Here is a 24254-nt window from a genome sequence, read left to right as displayed (position 1 = left end):
CCGTCAGGCTATCAGGCGCTGGCTTTTTCTTTGTCTGCCGCTTTCGGCACCGGGCCGCGCAGTTCTTCATAGTGATCAAAGCTCAGCTTGACCCACCCGGTTCCGCGCGTGGCACTGGCAAGAGTGCGATGCAGTTCATCCTCGGCCACGGCGGGAATCAGGGCGTTGAAAATCTCCCAGCCTGATGCGTTTGGGTTGCCCTCAAATCCCAGAACCTGCCCTTGCAGAGAGCTGATCGTCGGCACGAGGTCGCCGACAAAATCAGAAGGCAGGTGGATTTCGGCGTTCAGGATTGGCTGCAAAACAACGGGCTTGGCCTGTGGCAGCGCTTCGCGCACGGCGTTCTTGCCCGCGGTGCGGAAGGCATAATCCGAACTGTCCACGTTGTGATGTTTGCCGTCATGCAGCGTGACCTTCACATCCACCACCGGAAAGCCCTCGGGGCCTTGCTCCAGCGCGTCTCTGGCGCCCTGTTCCACGGATGGGATGTAATTCTTGGGCACCGCGCCGCCCTTGACCACCTCTTCGAACTGGAACCCAGATCCGCGCGGCAGCGGCGCGACCGAGATCACGACATCCGCGAACTGCCCGGCCCCGCCGGATTGTTTGCGGTGTCTGTGGCGGTGTTCGACAGGTGTTCGGATGGTTTCGCGATAGGCGGTTTCGACCGGGTCGGCTTCAATCTCGATACCGAAATCCTCGGCCAGCTTGGCGGTCACGCGCCGCATGTGCTGCGGACCTTGAGACCCAAGAACGGCGTGGCCGGTCAGCTCATCCTGTTGCAGGTGAAGGCCGGGGTCGATTTCGGCCAGACGGCTCAGGGCGTTTGACAGGCGCACATCGTCCCGCTCATGCGCGGGCGAGACGATCTGACGATGCGCCACCGGATGCGAGGCCGCCCATTCCGGCAGTTCCGTCGCCGAATTGCTGTCGTAGATATAGCCGGGGTTGAGGTGATCGGATTTCACCGCCAGACCAATCTGCCCGGCCTCCAGCGTGGCGATCTGGGTTTTGGCATCCAGCGTTGTCAGATTGCCGACGGTCTCACCCCCCAAGGCTTCATGGGCTTGCACGCCGTCCCCCAGGCCGCGCAGAACGACGATTTTTCCGATGTGCTTTTTGACATCCGCAAAACCGGCAATGGCGCGGGCGCTGTCTGCGGCCTCGTCGCGCCCGGCGGCGATGTCAAATTCGGGGGCTTCGTGCCGCAGCGCCTTCATCAGGCGCGTCAGCCCGTTGCCGTGACTTGCGGCACCCAGGCAGGCGGGAATCAACTGATGGTTCTGCAAAACCTGTGCTGCCAGATCATAGACCTCGTCACTTGGCGGCTGTTTGTCTTCGATCAGCTGTTCCAGCAGGTTGTCATCGAAATCGGACAGGGTTTCGAGCAGCTCGGTTCGCGCTTCCTGCTCGCGGTCTTCGACGGATTGAGGCAGTTCGATCAGCGCCGAGGGCTGGCCCTCCTGATATTTCCAGGCCCGTTCCGAGATCAGATCAACCGCCCCGATGATCGTATCCCCTTCGCGGATCGGCACCTGACGCAGGGCAATGTGGTGGGTGCAGTATGTTTGCAGAGCGGCGATGATATCGCGGACGCGGCCATTGGGGTTGTCCATCCGGTTGATGAACAGAAAACAGGGGATGCCGGCCTCTTCGACCAATCGCAGGTAGGGCGCGCACAGAACGGCGGCATTCGGGTCGGGGGGCACCACGACCACGGCGGCGTCCGAAATCGCCATTGCAGGGCCGACATAGGCCAGTGCATCGCCGCCCCCATCGACGTCGATTGCGCACCAGGGCTCGTCCAGGTAAGAAAAACCGTGCAAATGCACGGTTCCGGAAACATCGAATGTGGTGGGGCGCCCGTCGAGGCGGCTGATGGCCTCGACAAGCGTAGATTTGCCCGATTGGCTGGGCCCGAGGACGGTGAAAACGCGCATGAGTGTTGTCCCTCTTTCAGGTTGCAGATTGGCTACACGAAAGGGACCGACCGACGCGTTGGCGCCGACAAGGATTGTCTGTATTTTGCCCGCCTCAGACCGCAGAGCGAGATGCCGCCCTACAACATGAGTGTGGGAAAAACCGCAGGCGTGCGTCAAGCCCCTGATGTGTTTTGCGCGTCACGGGCCGAATGTTGCCCGCCGAAAAAGGGTCAGATGGCCGAGCTGTGCCCGGCTTTGCTGAGGTCATAGGCGTCAAAGCTGCGGGCGATCATCCGGGTCAGCGCCCGCGCTTCGGGCGGTATGAAAAGCCCGGCTTCGGTGATTTGCAGCATTCCGTCGAAAGATGCGTTGGCTGCGCGGTACATCTCGTCCAAGTCAGAGGCCGAAATATCGTGATCCCGCAGGATTTCCGCCGAGTCGATCTTGAAATCGCACATCAATGCCTCGATCAGACGGGCACGCAGAATGTCCTGACCTTTGAAGAGGTGCCCTCGGGAAGTCGAAAACTGCCCATCGCGAATGGCTTTGGTATGGGCAGAGGTGGCCGGAGCGTTCTGCGCGTAACCTTGCGGGAAACGAGAGATCGAGCTGGCCCCGACACCAATCAGAACATCGGCCTGATCGTCGGTGTAACCCTGGAAGTTCCGCTTGAGGCGGCCCGCGCGCAAAGCGTGGGTCAGACCGTCATCCTGAGTGGCGAAATGGTCGATACCGATCTCGGCATAATTGTCCCAAAGGAACAAACGCCGGGCCGTGTCGAACAGTTCAAGGCGCTGTTCCGGTGTGGGCAGGGCGTCCGACGGAATCAGCTGCTGCCGCTTGGCCATCCAAGGCACGTGGGCATAACCGTAAAGTGCCACGCGATCCGGGTTGAGCGACAGGAGTTTCTGCACGCTTTCCGTCATGCGCGCCTTGGTCTGATGTGGCAGACCGTAAAGGATATCCGCATTCAGGCTGGTGATGCCACGTTCACGGATCATGTCGATTGCGTCGCGTGTTGTGTCATAGCTTTGAATACGGCCTATGGTTTTCTGGATTTCGTCATCGAAATCCTGCACCCCAATCGAGGCGCGGTTCATGCCCGCGTCTGCCAGCGCGTCCAAACGCGCCTCGTCAATCTCGTTCGGATCGATCTCGACCGAGAATTCGGCATTCGGCCCCATGGGCACGATACCCAGGATGTGTTGTGCCAATTCGCGCATCAATTGGGCGTTCAGCAATGTTGGTGTGCCGCCGCCCCAGTGCAGGCGCGACAGAACCACACCTTCAGGCAGACGGGCCGCCAGAAGGTCCAGTTCGGCCTTCAGAACATCGACATAGGCGATTACCGGATTGTCGGTTTGTGTCCCTTGTGTCCTGCAGGCGCAGAACCAGCATAGCCTGCGGCAGAATGGGACATGAATGTACAGCGAAATTGCACTGCCGGGTTTGATCCCGGAAATCCAGTCGCCGAACATATCTGATCCCACGTCGTTGCTGAAGTGGGGGGCGGTGGGGTAGCTTGTGTAACGCGGTACTTTCGCGTCAAAAAGTCCAAGCTTTGCCAATTGTGGTTTCACTATCATGGCGATACCCTTATGCGACAGGCGACACAGGTGCTTTGATGGAGATCAAGTGGGAACGCGCATGACAGTAAAAGCACAATTTGACCATTCAAATTGCGGAGATTGCCCGATTCGTCATCGCGCCGTCTGTGCCCGTTGTGATGCCGATGAGCTGGAAGAGCTTGAAAGCATTAAATATTACCGCAGTTTTGAGGCGGGTCAGACGATCATCTGGTCTGGGGATCAGATGAGTTTTGTCGGCTCGGTTGTGGCTGGTATCGCGTCGTTGACTCAGACAATGGAAGATGGCCGCACCCAAATGGTTGGTCTGCTGCTGCCAAGCGACTTCGTTGGCCGCCCGGGTCGCGATACTGCGCCCTATGATGTTCAGGCCACGACGGATGTCGTGATGTGCTGTTTCCGCAAGAAACCGTTCGAAGAGTTGATGGACCACACCCCGCATATCGCCCATCGTCTTTTGCAGATGACTTTGGACGAGCTTGATGCCGCCCGCGAGTGGATGCTGGTTCTGGGGCGCAAGACGGCGCGTGAGAAGATTGCCAGCCTGCTGTCGATCATTGCGCGCCGGGACGCTTCGGTCAGCCAAAAGGGTCTGACTGGATCTATCGTGTTCGACCTGCCCCTGACCCGAGAAGCAATGGCGGATTACCTGGGTTTGACATTGGAAACGGTCAGTCGCCAGATATCAGCTTTGAAAAAAGACGGGGTGATCACACTTGAGGGAAAGCGACACGTGACCATCCCCGATCTGGGCCGCCTGATGGAAGAGGCAGGTGACGATTCGGATGGCGGCTTTCCGGTCTGACGTAATCGGCTTTTGACCACGAACAGCCGCCGCAGTCTTTTTCGCGGGATATCTAATTCAGGAGCTCGGCATGGAATTTACCAGTTTGTTGGCAATGCTTTTGGTCGGCGCAATCGCCGGTTGGCTTTCCGGAAAGATCATGGAGGGCCGGGGTTTTGGTCTTTTCGGAAACATAGTTGTCGGAGTATTAGGTGCGTTTCTGGCGGGGTTGATTTTTCCGGCGCTTGGATTCGCCGTTGGCGGCGGCTTGCTGTCATCTATCCTCTTCGCAACAGCAGGTGCCGTAATCTTGTTGTTCCTGATAGGCCTGATCCGCAGAGGATGACAAAAGAGAGGATGACAAAAGCCGCCACGTCGGGCGGCTTTTGAAGGGCGAATCAATGAGCCAGGAATACCGGTACGGTAGACTGCTCCAGCATGTTGCGTGTTGCGCCGCCCAGAATGGCCTCGCGAAAACGGGAATGACCGTAAGCGCCCATGACGATCAGATCCGATTCTGTATCGGATGCGTGACGGTTGAGAATATCCGACACGCGCGTCATGCTTTTGCTCAGCACATCAATCTCACATTTGACCCCGTGTCGGGCCAGCATCTGTGACAGCATTCCGCCCGGATCAGACCGGTCCGGCCCATGGCGGGGCGGATCGATGACCACGATTCGGACCAGCTCGGCCTGTTTCAGGAAGGGCAGGGCGTGACGAATGGCGCACATGGCCTCTACGCTTTCGTTCCAACCTATCATGATATTGCGCGGCACCGACAGCGGCTCGACGTCGTCCGGTACGACCAGAACCGGGCAATGCCCTTCGAACATGGCGGCTTCGATGATGGGTTCGGCCTCGGCACCGCGGTCTTTGCCATAAGGGTGCGGCAGGACCACCAGATCGGAAAACCGTGCCCTATGCGCAACATGGCGTCCGATATCGGCGATCTGCGCGACGCCGTGCTCGGCGGACCAGCGAACGCCGGACTTGCCAAGGTAGTCATTGGCAAAGTTCAACAGCTCCTGGGCCTCGGCATTGGCCCGGCTCAGTGTTTCCTGAACGATAAGCGCGTTGGCACCCGCATAGTAATAACCTGTCTGACTGCGATCGACGCCAAGGCACAGGGCTTCGGCATGTGCATCCTGCGATTCTGCCAGGGCCACCATCTGCGCCAGAGCGGCGGGTGCCGTCTGTGTTTCGGTCATGACAGTGAGTAGTGATTTGTAAGTCATTGCGACCTCATGATTCGGGCATTTGGTCTCATGTGACCAGTCGGCCTATTTCCTCTACAATGCGTGTCACAGAAAACGCTGAACTGTCTTGATACAGATCAAAGCAGTAACAGCTGCCGTGCTTCAGAACGGCAGCCAGTCAAATGGGTTTCGCGCGTACAAGAATCAAAAACGCGCGGGGCATGGCAAAGGGACGCAATATGTCGAATTACATCAAGCTGATCGTGCTTGGTCTGATCGCGCTGTTTGCAGCGATCGGAACCAATTATGCACGCGATTTGGCGTATCAGGTACATGCACTGCTGGTGATGCTTATCGCCGGTGGCCTGTTTATCTGGACGCTTCGAAACACTGACGAGCCAGATATTCTAGTCGATCGCTCGGGCGAATACATGGATGACGTGATCCGCTATGGCGTGATCGCTACCGCCTTCTGGGGCGTGGTCGGGTTTCTGGCCGGGACCTTCATCGCGTTTCAGCTCGCCTTTCCGGTGCTGAACTTTGAATGGGCACAGGGGTATCTGAATTTCGGTCGTTTGCGTCCGCTGCACACGTCGGCAGTGATTTTTGCCTTTGGTGGCAACGCGCTGATCGCAACGTCGTTCTACGTCGTTCAACGTACCAGCGCCGCGCGTCTTTGGGGCGGCAATCTGGCCTGGTTCGTTTTCTGGGGCTATCAGCTCTTCATCGTGCTGGCGGCGACGGGCTATGTTCTGGGCGGAACGCAGTCCAAGGAATATGCCGAGCCTGAATGGTATGTCGATCTGTGGCTGACCATTGTCTGGGTCGCCTACCTGGCCGTGTTCCTGGGCACGATCGTCAAGCGGAAAGAGCCGCATATCTATGTGGCCAACTGGTTCTACCTGGCCTTTATCGTCACCGTTGCGATGCTGCACCTGGTCAACAACATGACCGTTCCCGTCAGCATCTGGGGTTCGAAATCGGTCATCGTCTGGTCGGGCGTACAAGACGCCATGATCCAGTGGTGGTACGGCCACAACGCGGTGGGATTCTTCCTGACTGCCGGCTTCCTGGGCATGATGTACTATTTCATCCCGAAACAGGCCGAACGCCCTGTATTCTCGTACAAGCTGTCGATCATCCACTTCTGGGCACTGATCTTCCTGTATATCTGGGCTGGTCCGCACCACCTGCACTATACCGCGCTGCCTGACTGGGCTTCGACGCTGGGCATGGTGTTCTCGGTGGTCCTGTGGATGCCGTCCTGGGGTGGTATGATCAACGGTCTGATGACCCTGTCGGGCGCATGGGACAAGCTGCGCACTGACCCGGTGATCCGGATGATGGTGATCTCGGTCGGCTTCTACGGCATGTCCACCTTCGAAGGCCCGATGATGTCGATCCGCGCGGTGAACTCGCTGTCGCACTACACAGACTGGACCATTGGTCACGTGCACTCGGGCGCGCTGGGCTGGAACGGCATGATCACCTTCGGTGCGCTGTACTTCCTGGTGCCCGTCCTGTGGAAGCGTGAGCGTCTGTATTCGCTGCAAATGGTCAGCTGGCACTTCTGGCTCGCCACCATCGGTATCGTGCTTTACGCCGCCTCGATGTGGGTCACCGGTATCATGGAAGGCCTGATGTGGCGCGAAGTGGATGCCAACGGCTTCCTGGTGAACTCGTTCGCCGACACCGTGGCTGCCAAGTTCCCGATGTATGTGGTGCGTGCTCTGGGTGGCGTGATGTTCGTCGCCGGTTCGCTGATCATGTGCTACAACCTGTGGATGACTGTGCGGAAAGCGCCGGCCAAAGAGGCCAGCCTGACCGTCGCGGTCCCGGCTGAATAAGGAGGGCCGGAGCAATGGCAATTCTCGACAAACACAAGATCCTCGAGACCAACGCGACCCTCCTGCTGATCTTCAGCTTTCTGGTCGTGACCATCGGCGGCATCGTTCAGATCACCCCGCTGTTCTATCTTGAGAACACAATCGAAAAGGTGGAGGGCATGCGGCCCTACACCCCCTTGGAAATGGCGGGGCGCGAGATCTACATCCGCGAAGGCTGCTATGTCTGCCACAGCCAGATGATCCGCCCGATGCGGGATGAGGTCGAACGCTATGGCCACTACTCGCTGGCGGCGGAATCGATGTACGATCACCCGTTCCAGTGGGGGTCCAAACGTACCGGACCCGATCTGGCGCGTGTCGGTGGCCGCTATTCTGACCAATGGCATGTCGACCACCTGCGGGATCCGCAATCCGTTGTGCCGGAATCGGTGATGCCGAAATACGGCTTCCTCGAACATCGCAAAATTGACGGAAAGTACATCGGTGATGTGATGGCCGCCAATGCTCTGGTCGGTACGCCCTATTCCGAAGAGATGCTGGAAAACGCACAAGCCGACTTCCTCGCTCAGGCTGACCCGGACAGCGACTATGACGGGCTGCTGGAGCGCTACGGCGACAAGGTCAACGTGCGCAACTTCGACGGCCAGCCCGAGTTGACCGAAGCTGATGCGTTGGTTGCCTATCTTCAGATGCTGGGCACGTTGGTCGATTTCTCGACCTTCACCCCGGACGCAAGCCGCTAAAGGAGGATCGTGATGGAAGAATACACAATTCTCAGGCAGTTCGCGGATAGCTGGATGCTGCTGCTGTTGTTCGCCTTCTTCGTTGGTATCGTCATCTGGGTTTTCCGCCCCGGTGCCAGCAAGGAATACAAGGACACCGCCAACATCCCCTTCCGGCATCAAGACAAACCCGCCACATCCAAGGAGGCGCGGCAATGAGCAAGACACCTGAAAAACAGCCGGGTGATCCGAACACAACCGGGCACAGCTGGGACGGGATCGAAGAGTTCGACAACCCGATGCCGCGCTGGTGGCTATGGACCTTCTACGCCACTATCTTCTGGGGCGTGATCTACACGATCATGTATCCAGCATGGCCCCTGGTGCAGTCGGCAACCGCCGGCGTCATGGGCTGGTCTTCACGGGCTTTGGTCCAGCAGGAGATGGTCGCATTCGAAGAGGCAAACGCACCCTGGAACGCCAAACTGGTGGAAACACCGTTGGAAGACATCGCGAAGGACGCTGAGCTTCAGCAATATGCCGTGAACTCTGGCGGTGCCGTGTTCCGTACCTGGTGTGCACAGTGCCACGGTTCCGGTGCGCAGGGCGCGCCGGGTTTCCCGAACCTGCTGGATGACGCCTGGCTGTGGGGTGGTACGATGGAAGATATCGTCTACACCGTCAGCTATGGTATCCGGAACGAAGAAAGCGACGATGCGCGCTATTCCGAGATGCCTGCCTTCGGTGAAATCCTGGAGCATGACGAAATCACGCAGGTGGTTCAGTATGTCATGTCGCTGAGCAACGCTCAGACCGATGACGCGGCGGCACAGGCGGGCAAGGTTGTCTTCGAAGACAACTGCGCGGCCTGCCATGGTGAAGATGGCAAAGGTGACATCTTCCAGGGGGCGCCGAACCTGACCGACGCGATCTGGCTTTATGGCGGTAGCGAAGAAGCTCTGACCGAAACAGTGACTTACAGCCGCTTTGGTGTCATGCCGCCCTGGGATACCCGACTGACCGAGGCGCAGATCCGTGCGGTATCCGCCTATGTCCACCAGTTGGGTGGTGGCCAGTAAGACCTAGAGGGCACCTTCGGGCGGCTGGCCGCCCGAAGGCTGTAGCACCGGCTGTTCCATCTGTTCGCGCGTTTCCTGAACAGCCGGTGCTTTTTTACACTGAATTCCTGTTGTTTTGCCATTCCGTTCTTTGCAACGACGGCTGATCACCCGCGTTCGGGCAGGGCTGACCCGGGGCTGCGACAATTGGTCGGCACTTGGAAAACTGCATGTACCACGTGCAGCTGGTATCGCGCCACAAGTAGATTTTCCGCCAAAATAGGCTGAAAATCGGCTAAAATACCTGATCTCCGGTGCCGGCAAGATGGGCTGATCTTCAAAAGATGTTTGCTCGATGCGCTTTTTGACCCATGTCAAAGTTCGCCTAGGCATGATCTGGAACAAGACGTCCTCAGAAGACCCATTTGTGGAGCCAGCCAGTGAGCGATTCCGATCCCGCCCCCAGCCTTTACGCCGCGCGTGAGCCGATTTTTCCAAGACGTGTTTCGGGGCCGTTTCGAAACCTGAAATGGATCATCCTCATCGTGACACTGGGCATCTACTATGTGACACCGTGGATCAGATGGGATCGCGGCCCCAGCCTGCCTGATCAGGCTGTCCTGCTGGATCTTGCAAATCGACGTTTTTATTTCTTCTGGATCGAGATCTGGCCGCACGAATTCTACTTTGTCGCTGGTCTGCTGATCATGGCAGGTTTGGGTCTGTTCCTGTTTACGTCCGCTCTGGGTCGCGTTTGGTGCGGATACGCATGCCCGCAAACCGTCTGGACGGACCTGTTCATTCTGGTCGAGCGGTGGATAGAAGGCGACAGAAACGCCCGCCTGCGCCTGCACCGTCAGGAAAAGCTTGATTTCCGAAAGGCTCGCTTGCGGATCACCAAATGGGCGGTCTGGTTTCTGATCGGTTTGGCGACAGGTGGTGCCTGGGTGTTCTATTTCGCGGATGCACCTACGCTGGCCCGTGATCTTGTGACGGGCAACGCGCATCCCATTGCCTACACGACGATGTTGATCCTGACGGGTACAACCTTCTTCTTCGGCGGGTTCGCCCGCGAGCAGATCTGTATCTATGCCTGCCCATGGCCGCGCATTCAGGCGGCGATGATGGATGAGGACACGCTGGTTGTCGGCTATCGCGAATGGCGGGGTGAACCGCGCGGCAAAGGCAAGCGGACGGCCGATTCTGAATTGGGGGATTGCATCGACTGTATGGCCTGCGTGAATGTCTGCCCTGTCGGAATCGATATTCGGGATGGCCAGCAGCTGGAATGCATCACCTGTGCCCTTTGCATCGACGCGTGTGATGACATGATGGCCAAGATCGGAAAGCCACGAGGGCTGATCGACTACATGGCGCTGAGCGATGAAGAGCATGAGCGATCCGGCGAGCCCGCCAAGAATGTCTGGAAGCACATTCTGAGGCCGCGTACGATCATGTACACCGCATTGTGGGCGCTGGTCGGGTTCGGGCTGTTGTTTGCACTCTTCATCCGTTCTGACATCGATCTGACTGTTGCACCGGTCCGCAACCCCACTTTCGTCACCCTGTCGGACGGTACAATCCGCAACACCTATGACGTTCGACTGCGCAATAAGCACGGTGAGGACCGTCTGTTCAAACTGTCTTTGGCGGGCGATCCGGCGATGCGACTGGAAATCGAGGGAACCAAAATCGATACTGTGAATGTCACGGCGGATACGGCACAATTGACCCGTGTATATATCGTGGCCTCCCGCGATAGCGATCCGGCCGCAGCAGAGGCGACGCCAGTACGGATCTGGGTCGAAGACCTCAGCAGCGGCGAACGCGCCTACAAGGACACCACGTTTAACGGACGAGGGAACTGATCATGGCCGAACGTAAATTCACCGGAAAGCACGCTTTGGCCGTGTTTGTCGGCGCTTTTGGCGTGATCATCGCGGTGAACCTCGTGCTGGCGTATAATGCGGTGAAAACCTTTCCCGGGCTGGAGGTCAAGAACTCCTACGTCGCCAGTCAGGAGTTCAACGAGCGCCTGAAAGAGCAGAAGGCGCTGGGCTGGACAGTTCGGGCGGAAACCAAAGGCGGCCTTCTGATCCTGCACATCACCGACGAAAGCGGTGCGCCGGTTGAGGTGAGCGAATTGCAGGCCGTGGTCGGCCGGGCAACCCATGTGCGCGACGACTTCGTGCCGGATTTTACGTTCGACGGGACAGCCTATGCCACGCCTGCTACACTGGGCAAGGGAAACTGGAACATCCGATTGGTGGCGCGTGACGGAAACGGTGCCGAATTCTCGCAGCGCGTCCCGCTTTACGTGAAGGGGTAAGCATGACGGCTCAGCTTTCATCCGGCACAGCAGCCTGCCCGGGCTGCCTTGCGGCCCCGGCAGAACCGGCCCGGCCCATACCGGAAGATGTGCAGATCGCCTTGTCGCTGCCGGGCATTCATTGCTCGGCCTGTATCGCGACGGTCGAGCGTGAACTGAACGCGCATCCCTGCGTCGAAGACGCCCGGGTGAACCTGACGCTCAAACGCGCGATGATCAAAGCCACGCCGGAGACGCGTGCAAGCGATCTGATCCCTGTGCTTGAACAGGCAGGATTCGAAGCACATGAGCTTGATCCGGGGGCTTTGTCCGCAACGCAGACAGACAAGGCCGGGCGTGATCTTCTGATGCGGCTGGCCGTGGCCGGGTTTGCATCCATGAACGTGATGTTGCTGTCGGTGTCGGTATGGTCCGGTGCGACGGATGCAACGCGGGACATGTTCCACTGGATTTCAGCGGCCATTGCGCTGCCGGCCATTGCGTTCTCGGCCCAGCCGTTCTTTGCCAATGCCTGGAGCGCCCTGCGCGTGCGACGGCTGAATATGGATGTGCCGATTGTGCTGGCGATCCTGTTGGCGCTGGTCACGTCGCTGTGGGAAACCGCGTTGAGCGGCGAGCATGCCTATTTCGACGCAGCCCTGACATTGACCTTCTTTCTGCTGGCCGGACGGTATCTTGATTACCGCACCCGTGCCGCGGCGCGATCTGCGGCCGAGGAATTGACCGCGTTGGAAGTTCCCCGCGCCATTCGTGTCGCCGATGGGGTTGAAGATGAAGTTCCCGTTGCCGAGTTGCGCGTCGGAGACCTGATCCTTGTGCGACCGGGTGGGCGCATGCCCGTGGACGGCCAGATCGTGTCGGGTCAGTCAGAACTGGATCGATCCCTTCTGACGGGTGAGACGGTGCCAGTCTTTGCCGAAGCCGGGCAGACTGTGAGCGCGGGTGAAGTCAACCTGACGGGTCCGTTGACAATCCGGGCAACGGCGGTGGGTGAAGACACGTCGCTCCATCGTATGGCTGATCTGGTCGCCATCGCCGAGTCTGGCCGGTCCCGTTATACCTCGTTGGCCGACAAGGCCGCCAAGCTGTATGCGCCGGGTGTTCACATTCTGTCGGCGCTCAGCTTTGTTGGGTGGTACATCTATTCCGGTGACTTGCGCACGGCGCTGAATATCGCGGCGGCTGTTCTGATTATTACCTGCCCCTGTGCGTTGGGTCTGGCCGTGCCAGCGGTAACCACGGCCGCGTCGGGCCGGTTGTTCCGCAAGGGAATGCTGATCAAGCACGCCACAGCACTGGAGCGGCTGTCCGAAGCCGACACGGTTGTATTCGACAAGACGGGCACGCTGACATCCGGCGCACCCGAACTGGTCAATCTGGCAGACCATGCACGCGCCAAGGTCGAGGTCGCTCTGGCGCTGGCCGAGGCTTCTGCACATCCTTTGTCCGTATCACTGGCAAAAGCGGCACGTGCAGCAGGGATCAAACCAGCAAATGTGCGGGGAATAGCCGAGGTTCCCGGCTATGGCACCGAGGGCGAATTCCGTGGTCAACGTGTTCGTCTGGGGCGGGCGGCCTGGGTCAGCGCGGATCAGGGCACCGATACTTCGGCCTGGCTTGCAATCGGCGAGGACGCACCCGTGGCCTTCCGATTCTCGGACGCGTTGCGCCCGGGCGCCGCTGAGGCGGTGGATGCCCTGCGTGCTTCGGGCAAACGTGTACTTTTGATTTCAGGGGATTCGCAGGGGGCGGTGCGCGCCTTGGCCGAAAAACTGGGAATCACGGATTGGATCGCCGAGGCTTTGCCGCAGGACAAGGCAAGACGCATTCAGGATCTCAGCGATGAAGGCCACAAAGTTCTGATGGTTGGCGACGGGCTGAACGATACCGCCGCTTTGGCCGCGGCGCATGTGTCGATCTCTCCGGCCTCTGCGCTGGATGCGGCGCGGGTCGCGTCGGATATCGTGCTGTTGGGCAATGATCTTTCGCCCATTGCGGATGCGTGTGACACGGCCGTCAAAGCCACCAGACGCATTCGCGAAAACTTCCAGATCGCAACCGTTTACAACGTGATCGCCGTTCCTCTGGCCGTGATCGGATTGGCGACACCGCTGATCGCGGCCTTGGCGATGTCGACCTCGTCCATTACCGTGTCCCTGAACGCCCTGCGGCTGAGGTAACCTGAATGGAAGTGCTTGCTTATCTGATCCCGATTTCCCTGTTCCTGGGGGGCGTTGGTCTGGCTGCCTTCGTATATACCGTTCGTACGAACCAGTACGAAGACCCCGAAGGTGATGCGCGCCGGATCCTGAGCGACGAATGGGATGACAAACCCAAACCCTGAACGAATGCCCTATAGAGGCAGAGTTGAACCAACTGCCCTTGAAATTGCCGCAATGCCCGGCTATGTCCGGCCCATCCGCTAGCAGAGAGAACACGCCAAATGGCCACCACCAATCCGATCCAGTTCATTCAGCAAGTCCGTGCCGAAGTCTCCAAGGTCGTCTGGCCGACCCGGCGCGAGGTGCTGTTGACCACGGTAATGGTCTTCATCATGGCGGCGCTGACGGCTGTATTTTTCGCTTTGGTCGATTTGGGTATTCGGGGTGGTCTTCAACTGATCCTGGGTGCTTTCAGCTAGACGGGATCAGCGCGCTGAAACGTCTCTGCCCCCTTGCGCTGCGGGCAATGTCAGAGTAGGTGACGCGGTACTATTCGGAATGGGCGTGTGGCGATTCGGGCTGCGCGCCGCTTTTTTTCCGGATGGCGTGACAAGATTTTAATGACGGGTGTGTCCGGTACGCTTGATGCCCCGAAGACAAACAAGGACGACAGGTTCATGGCGAAACGGTGGTACTCGGTCAGCGTTCTTTCGAATTTCGAAAAGAAGATCGCAGAACAGATCCGCACGTCGGTGGCTGAACAGGGCCTTGAGGACGATATCGACGAAGTTCTGGTGCCCACCGAAGAGGTGATCGAAGTGCGCCGGGGCAAGAAGGTCACGACCGAACGCCGCTTTATGCCTGGTTACGTTCTGGTGCATATGGAAATGTCGGATCAGGGGTATCACCTGATCAACTCGATCAACCGCGTCACCGGTTTCCTGGGCCCGCAAGGCCGCCCGATGCCGATGCGCGACGCCGAAGTGAACCAGATCCTGAACCGTGTTCAGGAAGGTGAAGAAGCACCCAAGCTGATGATCAGCTTCGAGGTCGGTGAGAAGGTCAAAGTCAACGACGGCCCGTTCGAAGATTTCGACGGCATGGTCGAAGGTGTGGACGACGAGAACCAGAAGCTGAAGGTTTCGGTTTCGATCTTCGGCCGGGAAACTCCGGTCGAGCTGGATTTCACGCAGGTCACCAAGCAGAGCTGAGGAAACATTCCTCGAGAATTGAAACGCCGCGATGCCAAGGGCAACGCGGCGTTTTTTGTTTGGGTATTCGCTGAAAACGGATCGACCTATTGCGCCTGAACCATGGCCGCGCGCAAGAGTTGCGGGCGGTCGGTCTGCGAGGGCAGGAACACAGCCTGCGATCCGGCATCCAGTGCCGACAGGCTCGCGTCATACCACTGCATCGCAAGATCGCGACGTTTCTGTACACCGAAGCCTTCGCGCAGATGGTGGCCAATCAGCTCGCCATAGGCGGGCTCACCCATTGCGACCAGCATCAGGGCAGACCCAAGTGCGGCATCCATGTTGTCCTGACGATAGCCAATCGCCAGGCAGACCTTGCTTGTCGCGGCAAGATCTTGGGGGCTGAGGCCCGAGTCCAGCGCCAGCTTGCGCATCTGGGTTTCAGCCTCGGTTTTCGAGTTGATAGACAGAGCATCAACCTGAGGCGCCACCATTTCACCATACGAGTCGCATTGGGCACTCACCTGATCCGGCGTCAGCCCCTGGATATCCTGAATCAAATCTTCACCGCGCGCCATCGCGTAGCTGCGGGCAAGACAGAACTGTTCGCTGAGCGCAAAGTCGGGATCCGACATGTTCGCCAGGGTCGTATAGCCGCCATTGGTAGATGTTTGCAGCATGACCCCGCTACAGCGATTGGCCAGCGACGGGCCTCCGGTGCCGCCGGAAAACAGGCTCGGCAGGCTGGCAGACGTTGTTTCGGTTGTCTCCGGCTCAGGTTCTTGCGGTGTCGCAACCGGAACAGGTTGTGCCGGGGCGGCTTGTGCCGGAGCTTGCGGGGCAGTAGCCAAAGCAGATCCCGTCTGCACCTGACGGCGATACGCCATCAGAAGCGGTTGGCCCGCAAGTTGAGTCGTCGCCTGTCCACCGCTTGTGGCCCAATAGTAGGCTTGCATCAGAAAGTCATACTGATATGGCTGAAAATCATAGCCGTTTACAGGATAACCCATCGAGGCCTGATAGCGTTCGATTGCGGACCGGGTGCCGCGACCCACCTGACCATCGACCCGTCCTGCATTGTACCCGAAGTAATTGAGCGCGGTCTGAGTTTGCGCGCCTTGCGTGGTCGATGGAATACCTGACCGATAGGTGCGGTTCGATGTAGTTGTTCTCTGAGATTTTTTCTTTTGTTGGTCCTTGCCGATTGCGTAACCAACGATCCCGCCGACGACCGCACCACCAAGAAACTCTCCAGCGTCGGCCCGCGCCGTTTGAGGGATGGCAGCAGCAAGAGAAAAGGCGATGCCAAGAGTTAAAGCTAAACGAAGTATCATAATTAACCTCCACCAATAATCACAATTTTTTAGGAGTATAGCACGGTCATCTGCGTTGTGGCGAAGCAAGCGCCAATGTCGCGTTCAATTGCCGGCAAACTGGCGGTTTTACATGTCTTTGCAGATTGTTAGAGGAATTCGAAACTGTACGGACATTCGCGTGTAATCACGCAGACAGCAAGAATCCTCTCAGGGTTTGATTCGGTACAACCAGAATGGTGCGCCAACCACTTGTCATCTCTCCTGATCCCATGTAAACGCCGCCTCTATCGTCTTCGGGCGAGATTCTCTCGTGGGAGGTTGCCGGGGTCGCGATCCCGGACCGGACCACGCAACATAATCTGGGTGGGACGCGTTTCACCCAAGTTGAAAGGAAAACCAAATGGCCAAGAAGCTTGCTGGTACAATGAAACTGCAGGTTCCTGCAGGTCAGGCGAACCCGTCGCCGCCAGTTGGTCCGGCGCTGGGTCAGCGCGGTATCAACATCATGGAATTCTGCAAGGCGTTCAACGCCAAGACCGCAGACATGGAGCCCGGCGCTCCGTGCCCGACCGTGATCACCTATTATCAGGACAAGTCCTTCACCATGGACATCAAGACGCCGCCCGCGTCTTATTACCTGAAAAAAGCAGCTGGTCTGAAGCCGGTCGGCAAGCGTAACCGTCCCCGCGGCGCGGAAAACCCAGGTCGTGAGACCGTGGCAACCGTGACCTCGAAGCAGGTTCGCGAAATCGCCGAAGCCAAAATGAAAGATCTTAACGCCAACGACGTCGAAGGCGCAATGCAGATCATCCTGGGCTCGGCCCGCTCCATGGGCATCGAGGTGAAGTAAGATGGCAAAACTCGGTAAACGTACCCGCGCTGCGCGCGAAGCTGTCGCTGGCAAGGAAAACCTGTCGGTCGAAGAAGCAGTTGCCCTGGTCAAAGCCAACGCAACCTCGAAATTCGACGAGACCATCGAAATCGCGATGAACCTGGGCGTTGACACTCGTCACGCAGACCAGATGGTTCGTGGCGTTGTCGGTCTGCCGAACGGCACCGGTAAAGCGATGCGCGTTGCTGTATTCGCTCGTGGCCCCAAGGCAGACGAAGCAAAAGAAGCAGGCGCCGATATCGTTGGTGCAGAAGACCTGATGGAAACCATTCAGGGCGGCACCATCGAATTTGATCGCTGCATCGCAACCCCGGACATGATGCCGATCGTCGGTCGGCTGGGTAAGGTTCTGGGCCCCCGCAACCTGATGCCGAACCCCAAGGTTGGCACCGTGACCATGGACGTGAAAGCGGCCGTGGAAGCAGCCAAGGGTGGTGAAGTTCAGTTCAAGGCGGAAAAAGGCGGCGTTGTGCATGCGGGTGTTGGCAAAGCGTCGTTCGACGAAGCCAAACTGGCTGAAAACGTCCGCGCGTTTGTCTCAGCTGTTGCCAAGGCGAAACCGTCGGGCGCCAAAGGCACCTACATGAAGAAAATCGCGCTGAGCTCGACCATGGGCCCCGGTGTGACCGTTGATGTAGCAGAGGCCTCGGGCGAGTAAGTCAGACAAATCTGATGAAAAGAATTGATCCCGGGTGGTGCAAACTGCCCGGGATTTTCATTTTTCCGGGTTCGGTGCGAAGATAAATCGCATGCATTTCAGTTCTGGCAATCGAACGGACCATGGCTATGGAAACTAAGCGCGAACTCCTCCAAAGATTTCTTAAGGGATTGGAAACCGGTGACGCCATGGCGGCAGCGGTTGTGAATGAAGAGAAGTACATCCAGCACAACCCTCAAACTCACGAAGGCAGCGAAGGTATTGCCGACCTGTTCGCAAGGCTGTCCAAAACCTCACCCAAGGTTACATTCAAAAGGGTTTTCGAGGATGGCGACTTTGCCTTTGCGCATATTGAGTACGATTTCAGTAGCCTGCGCGCCGCGTTTGAGGTGTTTCGGTTCGAAGATGGCAAAGCCGTAGAGCATTGGGACAACATTCAGCCCTTGCGCGGTCCAAACCTTTCTGGGCGTGGAATGCTGGATGGTCACACCGAAGTAACGGACCTGGAGAAGACGGAAGAAAACCGGGCCGCTAGCAGCATGTTTGTCACAGACGTTCTGATAAAGCGCAGGTTTGACAGATTGGCGGACTTTGTTGCAGAGGATCTAAAACAGCACAATCCGGACATGGCCGACGGAATCGTAGCGCTCAAGAACGTGTTGGAAGGAACGAGCGAAAGCGGGACAAAATTTGTCTACAAGCATTTGCATCGGGTTTTGGCAGAGGGAAATTTCGTCCTTTGCGTGTGTGAAGGGGAAAGAAATGGGGTGCATTCCAGCTTTTATGATTTGTATCGCTGGGACGCTGATCAGATCGTCGAAAATTGGAGCACCATCGAAGCGGTTCCGCCGCGCGAGGAATGGAAAAACGACAACGGGAAGTTCTGAAAACATGCCCTTGGAATTTGGGTGCTGTATGATCTGAATTGGGTGCAATTTACCCCTTGGAAACCCCCTCCATCTGCCCTAAGAAGACCTGCGGAACAAAGCGTGCGATTCGTCGTGCGCTTTGTTTCGTTTCGTCCAAGACGGTGGGTGGGCCCATTCGGTCCCTTAATTCCCTGCCTGAGACGGGTAAGACCAAAGAATTCTGGGGGTCCCACCCTCGGGCGCATTTTGGCCAATCCCGTAACAAGGACCTGAACGCCGGAGCGAAAGCTGCGGCAAATATGAGCCGGGGTGAGATTTCGCCCCTAACTTGGAGAGAACTGTGGATAGAGCCCAGAAAGAGAAAGTGGTCGAGGAACTCGGCCAAATCTTCGAAAGCTCTGGCGTCGTAGTGGTTGCCCACTACGCCGGTCTGACAGTTGCCGAGATGCAGGACCTGCGCGCGCGTGCACGCGAAGCGGGCGGTTCCGTGCGTGTTGCCAAAAACAGGCTCGCCAAAATCGCCCTTGAGGGTAAGCCGTGTGCAAACATGGCCGACCTGCTGACAGGGATGACCGTTCTGACCTATTCCGAGGACCCCGTGGCAGCAGCCAAGGTGGCCGAGGACTTCGCCAAGGAGAACAAAAAGTTCGAAATCCTTGGCGGTGCAATGGGCGAGAACGCTCTGGACCGCAAAGGCGTCGAAGCTGTTTCGAAAATGCCGTCTCGCGAGGAGCTTATTGCTTCGATCGTGGGCTGCATTGGCGCACCTGCTTCGAACATCGCCGGCGCGATTGGCGCACCTGCAAGCAATATCGCAAGCATCCTTTCCACCATCGAAGAGAAGGCGGAAGCTGCGTAAGCGGTTGGCACTGAATGATCTGCGTGGGGCATGTGCCCTGACGTTGGAACACACACTGTAAACGGAAAGAGCTGATAAAATGGCTGATCTGAAAGCACTCGCAGAAAGCATCGTGGGTCTGACCCTGCTGGAAGCACAAGAACTGAAAACCATCCTCAAAGACGAATACGGCATCGAGCCCGCAGCTGGCGGCGCCGTAATGGTCGCAGGTGCAGCTGGCGACGCCGGCGGCGCGGCTGAGGAAGAAAAAACCGAATTCGACGTCGTTCTGAAGAACGCCGGCGCATCGAAAATCAACGTCATCAAAGAAGTTCGCGGCATCACCGGCCTGGGCCTGAAAGAAGCCAAGGAACTGGTCGAAGCCGGCGGCAAGATCAAAGAAGGCGTGGACAAAGCAGAAGCAGAAGACGTCAAAGCCAAGCTGGAAGCAGCTGGCGCCGAAGTCGAACTGGCCTAAGCTTGGTCTCAGGTGCATCGCTGATGTGCCGAAAAATTTGGCTGGGTCCGGAGGAATCCGGGTCCAGCCGAACCTGTCTTAGAAAGGGCCTCAAGACGCGAGGCGTTTTCTAAGACACGGTTTTCGGATCGGGAGGCCGCCTTCGGGACGGTGGCCATGAATTGATCCGGACGTGTTGTCTCGATTGCGCAAGATGCCGGGGCCCGACGGTGTCTTTGCCCGCTGAGAACATCGAAAGGTGACATCTGACATGGCTCAAACGTTCCTTGGCCAGAAACGTCTTCGTAAATATTACGGCAAAATCCGCGAAGTGCTGGAGATGCCGAACCTTATTGAGGTCCAGAAATCTTCTTATGATCTTTTCCTGCGCTCCGGCGATGCAGAGCAGCCCACCGACGGCGAAGGCATCAAGGGCGTGTTCCAATCGGTTTTCCCGATCAAGGATTTCAACGAAACCTCCGTTCTGGAATTCGTGAAATACGATCTGGAAAAACCCAAATACGACGTTGAAGAATGTATGCAACGCGACATGACCTACAGCGCGCCGCTGAAGGTAACACTGCGTTTGATCGTTTTTGATGTCGATGAGGACACCGGCGCAAAATCGGTAAAGGACATCAAGGAACAGGATGTCTTCATGGGCGATATGCCTTTGATGACACCGAACGGCACCTTTGTCGTGAACGGGACCGAGCGTGTGATCGTATCCCAGATGCACCGTTCGCCCGGCGTGTTCTTTGACCACGACAAAGGCAAGACTCATTCCTCGGGCAAGCTGCTGTTTGCCTGCCGCATCATCCCGTATCGCGGCAGCTGGCTGGACTTCGAGTTTGACGCCAAGGACATCGTGTTCGCCCGGATCGACCGTCGCCGCAAACTGCCGGTGACAACCCTGCTCTATGCGCTGGGTCTGGATCAGGAAGCTATCATGGACGCGTATTACAATACCGTGTCCTACAAGCTGGACAAGAACAAGGGTTGGGTCACACCGTTCTTCCCCGAGCGCGTGCGCGGCACCCGCCCGACCTATGATCTGGTTGACGCCAAGTCCGGTGAAGTGATTGCCGAAGCGGGCAAGAAAGTTACCCCGCGCGCGGTCAAGAAGCTGATCGACGAAGGAACCGTCACCGATCTGCTGGTTCCTTTTGATCACATCGTCGGCAAATTTGTCGCAAAGGACATCATCAACGAAGAAAACGGCGCGATCTATGTCGAAGCCGGTGATGAACTGACCCTGGAATATGACAAAGACGGCGACCTGATTGGCGGCACCGTGAAAGAGCTGATCGATGCGGGTATCACCGACATCCCGGTTCTGGACATCGACAACGTCAATGTCGGCCCATACATGCGCAACACCATGGCTCAGGACAAGAACCTGAACCGTGAAAGCGCGCTGATGGACATCTACCGCGTCATGCGTCCGGGTGAGCCGCCCACCGTCGAGGCTGCGTCGGCTCTGTTTGACACGTTGTTCTTCGACAGCGAGCGGTATGACCTGTCCGCTGTTGGCCGCGTGAAGATGAACATGCGCCTGGCTCTGGATGCGCCAGACACCCTGCGCACTCTGCGCCGCGAAGACATCGTGGCCTGTATCAAGGCGCTGGTGGAACTGCGTGACGGCAAAGGCGATGTGGACGATATCGACCACCTCGGCAACCGTCGTGTGCGTTCGGTCGGCGAACTGATGGAAAACCAGTACCGCGTCGGTCTGCTGCGCATGGAGCGCGCGATCAAAGAGCGTATGTCGTCGGTTGAAATCGACACCGTCATGCCTCAGGACCTGATCAACGCGAAACCGGCGGCGGCCGCTGTTCGTGAATTCTTCGGCAGCTCGCAGCTGTCGCAGTTCATGGACCAAACCAACCCGCTGTCCGAGGTTACCCACAAACGCCGTCTTTCGGCGCTTGGCCCCGGTGGTCTGACTCGTGAACGTGCGGGCTTTGAGGTGCGCGACGTGCACCCGACCCACTATGGCCGGATGTGCCCGATCGAAACGCCCGAAGGTCCGAACATCGGTCTGATCAACTCGCTGGCCACCTTTGCCCGCGTGAACAAGTACGGCTTCATCGAAACCCCTTATCGCGTCGTAAAAGACGGGCAGGTGACCGACGAGGTCCACTACATGTCCGCGACCGAAGAAATGCGTCACACCGTGGCACAGGCCAACGCGACGTTGGATACGGATGGCAAGTTCATCAACGATCTGGTTTCGACCCGTCAGGCTGGTGACTACACGCTTGCCCCGCGCGAGAATGTGGACCTGATCGACGTGTCGCCGAAACAGCTGGTCTCGGTCGCTGCATCGCTGATCCCGTTCCTTGAAAACGACGACGCCAACCGCGCGCTGATGGGCTCGAACATGCAACGTCAGGCGGTTCCGCTGCTGCGCGCCGAAGCGCCGCTGGTCGGTACCGGCATCGAGGAAAAGGTAGCGATCGACTCAGGTGCTGCGATCCAGGCGAAACGCGCCGGTATCATCGACCAGGTCGATGCCCAGCGTATCGTGATCCGCGCCACCGAGGATTTGGAACTGGGCGATGCTGGCGTTGACATCTATCGTCTGCGCAAATTCCAGCGTTCGAACCAGAATACCTGCATCAACCAGCGTCCGCTGATCAAGGTGGGTGACACCGTCCAGAAGGGCGAAGTCATTGCCGACGGTCCGTCGACCGATATGGGTGAACTGGCTTTGGGTAAGAACGTGGTCGTCGCGTTCATGCCGTGGAACGGTTACAACTACGAAGACTCGATCCTGATCAGCGAACGTATCGCGCGCGATGACGTATTTACCTCGGTCCATATCGAGGAATTCGAAGTCGCCGCCCGTGACACCAAGCTGGGCCCGGAAGAGATCACCCGCGACATCCCGAATGTCGGTGAAGAAGCGCTGCGCAACCTCGACGAGGCGGGCATCGTTTACATCGGTGCGGACGTCGAGCCGGGCGATATCCTGGTCGGCAAGATCACTCCGAAGGGCGAAAGCCCGATGACCCCGGAAGAAAAGCTGCTGCGCGCCATCTTCGGTGAAAAAGCATCTGACGTGCGCGACACCTCGCTGCGCGTGAAGCCGGGCGATTACGGTACGGTCGTGGAAGTCCGCGTCTTCAACCGTCACGGCGTCGAGAAAGATGAGCGTGCGCTGCAGATCGAGCGTGAGGAAGTCGAACGTCTGGCCCGTGACCGGGACGATGAGCTGGCGATCCTGGACCGCAACATCTATGCGCGTCTGCAAGGCTTGATCCTGGGTAAAACCGCTGTCAAAGGCCCGAAAGGCGTCAAGGCAGGGTCGGTGATCACCGAGGAACTGCTGGAAACCCTGACCCGTGGTCAGTGGTGGCAGCTGGCGCTGGAAGACGAGCAGGACGCACAAATCGTTGAGGCTCTGAACGAGCAGTACGAAGTGCAAAAGCGCGCTCTGGACGCCCGTTTCGAGGACAAGGTCGAGAAAGTCCGTCGTGGCGACGATCTGCCGCCGGGTGTGATGAAGATGGTCAAAGTCTTCATCGCCGTGAAGCGCAAGTTGCAGCCGGGCGACAAGATGGCCGGTCGTCACGGGAACAAAGGTGTGATTTCCAAGGTTGTTCCGATGGAAGACATGCCGTTCCTGGCCGATGGTACACCGGTTGACTTCTGTCTGAACCCGCTGGGTGTGCCGTCGCGTATGAACGTCGGTCAGATCCTTGAAACCCATATGGGTTGGGCCGCACGCGGTCTGGGTCTGAACATCGATGAGGCGCTGCAGGAATACCGCCGTTCAGGCGATCTGACGCCGGTACGCGACGCGATGAAACACGCCTATGGCGAGGATGTCTATGAAGAGGGCATCAGCGGCATGGACGAGGACCAGCTGATCGAAGCGGCCAGCAACGTCACCCGCGGTGTTCCGATTGCTACCCCGGTCTTTGACGGTGCCAAAGAGGCAGACGTCAACGACGCGCTGGTGCGTGCGGGCTTCTCGGAAAGCGGTCAGTCGATCCTGTTCGACGGTCGTACCGGTGAGCAATTCGCGCGTCCGGTGACCGTGGGCATCAAGTACCTGCTGAAACTGCATCACCTGGTGGACGACAAAATCCACGCGCGTTCGACCGGGCCGTACAGCCTGGTGACCCAGCAGCCGCTGGGTGGTAAGGCGCAGTTCGGTGGTCAGCGCTTTGGTGAGATGGAAGTCTGGGCTCTGGAAGCTTACGGCGCCGCCTACACCCTGCAGGAGATGCTCACCGTGAAATCGGATGACGTCGCCGGCCGGACCAAGGTCTATGAGTCGATCGTCAAGGGCGAGGATAACTTTGAAGCGGGCGTACCGGAATCGTTCAACGTTCTGGTGAAAGAAGTCCGCGGCCTCGGCCTGAATATGGAACTCCTGGATGCGGAGGTTGAGGAGTAAGGGCGCTGCCCTTT

General features: G+C 58.1%; 23 protein-coding genes. 18 read left to right on the top strand and 5 right to left on the bottom strand.

The window, feature by feature from the left end; genetic code table 11:
- Positions 1–11: 11 nt before the first annotated feature.
- The gene (locus GOW04_RS20720; protein ID WP_171233865.1) at positions 12–1940 is read right to left on the bottom strand and encodes an elongation factor G; all 1929 of its coding nucleotides are present in this window, start codon (positions 1938–1940) and stop codon (positions 12–14) included.
- Between the two features lie 212 nt (positions 1941–2152).
- Positions 2153–3508 carry an oxygen-independent coproporphyrinogen III oxidase gene (gene hemN, locus GOW04_RS20715; protein WP_171233864.1) on the bottom strand — a complete coding sequence of 452 codons (1356 nt, stop codon included), beginning with the start codon at positions 3506–3508 and terminating at the stop codon, positions 2153–2155.
- 61 nt (positions 3509–3569) lie between these two features.
- On the opposite strand from hemN, the gene fnrL reads away from it, so the two are divergent.
- Together fnrL and GOW04_RS20705 are read left to right on the top strand one after the other, a co-directional pair.
- Positions 3570–4313, top strand: coding sequence for a transcriptional regulator FnrL (gene fnrL / locus GOW04_RS20710; protein ID WP_152459193.1), 744 nt, complete (start codon positions 3570–3572; stop codon positions 4311–4313).
- 70 nt (positions 4314–4383) lie between these two features.
- Entirely contained in the window at positions 4384–4638 is a 255-nt protein-coding gene (locus GOW04_RS20705) for a GlsB/YeaQ/YmgE family stress response membrane protein (protein WP_171233863.1), read from the top strand.
- A 52-nt stretch (positions 4639–4690) separates the two neighbouring features.
- Here GOW04_RS20705 and GOW04_RS20700 read toward each other — a convergent pair whose 3' ends face one another.
- Positions 4691–5530 (bottom strand): universal stress protein, encoded by an 840-nt coding sequence (locus GOW04_RS20700; protein ID WP_171233862.1) that lies wholly within the window; start codon positions 5528–5530, stop codon positions 4691–4693.
- Between the two features lie 200 nt (positions 5531–5730).
- On the opposite strand from GOW04_RS20700, the gene ccoN reads away from it, so the two are divergent.
- From ccoN to ccoP, 4 genes are read left to right on the top strand one after another with little or no spacing between them, the layout of a single operon-like run.
- Complete coding sequence (ccoN, locus tag GOW04_RS20695) at positions 5731–7338, top strand: cytochrome-c oxidase, cbb3-type subunit I (RefSeq protein WP_152459190.1); 1608 nt, start codon at positions 5731–5733, stop codon at positions 7336–7338.
- A 14-nt stretch (positions 7339–7352) separates the two neighbouring features.
- On the top strand, positions 7353–8081 hold the full coding sequence (gene ccoO, locus GOW04_RS20690; RefSeq protein WP_152459189.1) for a cytochrome-c oxidase, cbb3-type subunit II: 729 nt from the start codon (positions 7353–7355) through the stop codon (positions 8079–8081).
- A gap of 12 nt (positions 8082–8093) precedes the next feature.
- On the top strand, positions 8094–8279 hold the full coding sequence (locus GOW04_RS20685; RefSeq protein ID WP_050605006.1) for a CcoQ/FixQ family Cbb3-type cytochrome c oxidase assembly chaperone: 186 nt from the start codon (positions 8094–8096) through the stop codon (positions 8277–8279).
- Complete coding sequence (gene ccoP / locus GOW04_RS20680) at positions 8276–9139, top strand: cytochrome-c oxidase, cbb3-type subunit III (RefSeq protein WP_171119849.1); 864 nt, start codon at positions 8276–8278, stop codon at positions 9137–9139. The genes GOW04_RS20685 and ccoP overlap by 4 nt, the downstream gene beginning before the upstream one ends.
- Positions 9140–9142: 3 nt before the next feature.
- On the opposite strand, the gene GOW04_RS20675 is transcribed toward ccoP, so the two are convergent.
- Positions 9143–9523 (bottom strand): hypothetical protein, encoded by a 381-nt coding sequence (locus GOW04_RS20675; RefSeq protein WP_171233861.1) that lies wholly within the window; start codon positions 9521–9523, stop codon positions 9143–9145.
- A gap of 35 nt (positions 9524–9558) precedes the next feature.
- On the opposite strand from GOW04_RS20675, the gene ccoG reads away from it, so the two are divergent.
- The 6 genes from ccoG (at position 9559) to nusG (ending at position 14820) form a co-directional block, all read left to right on the top strand.
- Positions 9559–10986: a cytochrome c oxidase accessory protein CcoG gene (gene ccoG, locus GOW04_RS20670; RefSeq protein WP_171233860.1), complete on the top strand. Its 1428-nt coding sequence runs from the start codon at positions 9559–9561 to the stop codon at positions 10984–10986.
- Positions 10987–10988: 2 nt separating this feature from the next.
- A complete protein-coding gene (locus GOW04_RS20665; RefSeq protein ID WP_171233859.1) occupies positions 10989–11447 on the top strand; it encodes a FixH family protein in 459 nt (152 codons plus the stop codon).
- A 2-nt stretch (positions 11448–11449) separates the two neighbouring features.
- Entirely contained in the window at positions 11450–13627 is a 2178-nt protein-coding gene (locus GOW04_RS20660; RefSeq protein WP_171233858.1) for a heavy metal translocating P-type ATPase, read from the top strand.
- A 5-nt stretch (positions 13628–13632) separates the two neighbouring features.
- Complete coding sequence (gene ccoS / locus GOW04_RS20655; RefSeq protein WP_152459183.1) at positions 13633–13791, top strand: cbb3-type cytochrome oxidase assembly protein CcoS; 159 nt, start codon at positions 13633–13635, stop codon at positions 13789–13791.
- 99 nt (positions 13792–13890) lie between these two features.
- Positions 13891–14088: a preprotein translocase subunit SecE gene (gene secE, locus GOW04_RS20650; protein ID WP_050605011.1), complete on the top strand. Its 198-nt coding sequence runs from the start codon at positions 13891–13893 to the stop codon at positions 14086–14088.
- 198 nt (positions 14089–14286) lie between these two features.
- Entirely contained in the window at positions 14287–14820 is a 534-nt protein-coding gene (gene nusG / locus GOW04_RS20645; protein WP_152459924.1) for a transcription termination/antitermination protein NusG, read from the top strand.
- Between the two features lie 86 nt (positions 14821–14906).
- On the opposite strand, the gene GOW04_RS20640 is transcribed toward nusG, so the two are convergent.
- Positions 14907–16136 (bottom strand): peptidoglycan-binding domain-containing protein, encoded by a 1230-nt coding sequence (locus tag GOW04_RS20640; protein WP_171172544.1) that lies wholly within the window; start codon positions 16134–16136, stop codon positions 14907–14909.
- Positions 16137–16518: 382 nt separating this feature from the next.
- On the opposite strand from GOW04_RS20640, the gene rplK reads away from it, so the two are divergent.
- The 6 genes from rplK (at position 16519) to rpoB (ending at position 24240) form a co-directional block, all read left to right on the top strand.
- Positions 16519–16968: a 50S ribosomal protein L11 gene (rplK, locus tag GOW04_RS20635; protein WP_010440985.1), complete on the top strand. Its 450-nt coding sequence runs from the start codon at positions 16519–16521 to the stop codon at positions 16966–16968.
- Between the two features lies 1 nt (position 16969).
- Complete coding sequence (rplA, locus tag GOW04_RS20630) at positions 16970–17668, top strand: 50S ribosomal protein L1 (RefSeq protein WP_171233857.1); 699 nt, start codon at positions 16970–16972, stop codon at positions 17666–17668.
- 122 nt (positions 17669–17790) lie between these two features.
- Positions 17791–18555 carry a nuclear transport factor 2 family protein gene (locus GOW04_RS20625; RefSeq protein WP_254430223.1) on the top strand — a complete coding sequence of 255 codons (765 nt, stop codon included), beginning with the start codon at positions 17791–17793 and terminating at the stop codon, positions 18553–18555.
- A gap of 322 nt (positions 18556–18877) precedes the next feature.
- Positions 18878–19396, top strand: a complete 519-nt coding sequence (rplJ, locus tag GOW04_RS20620) for a 50S ribosomal protein L10 (RefSeq protein ID WP_152459179.1) — start codon at positions 18878–18880, stop codon at positions 19394–19396.
- A 79-nt stretch (positions 19397–19475) separates the two neighbouring features.
- Entirely contained in the window at positions 19476–19853 is a 378-nt protein-coding gene (rplL, locus tag GOW04_RS20615) for a 50S ribosomal protein L7/L12 (RefSeq protein WP_152459178.1), read from the top strand.
- 250 nt (positions 19854–20103) lie between these two features.
- Positions 20104–24240 carry a DNA-directed RNA polymerase subunit beta gene (gene rpoB / locus GOW04_RS20610; protein WP_171233856.1) on the top strand — a complete coding sequence of 1379 codons (4137 nt, stop codon included), beginning with the start codon at positions 20104–20106 and terminating at the stop codon, positions 24238–24240.
- Positions 24241–24254: the final 14 nt, after the last annotated feature.

This window comes from Ruegeria sp. HKCCA4812 (assembly GCF_013034245.1).
Classification (GTDB): Bacteria; Pseudomonadota; Alphaproteobacteria; order Rhodobacterales; family Rhodobacteraceae; genus Ruegeria.
The sequence above is the reverse complement of the archived record's forward strand: the minus strand, read 5'-3'. Positions and strand labels throughout refer to the sequence as shown.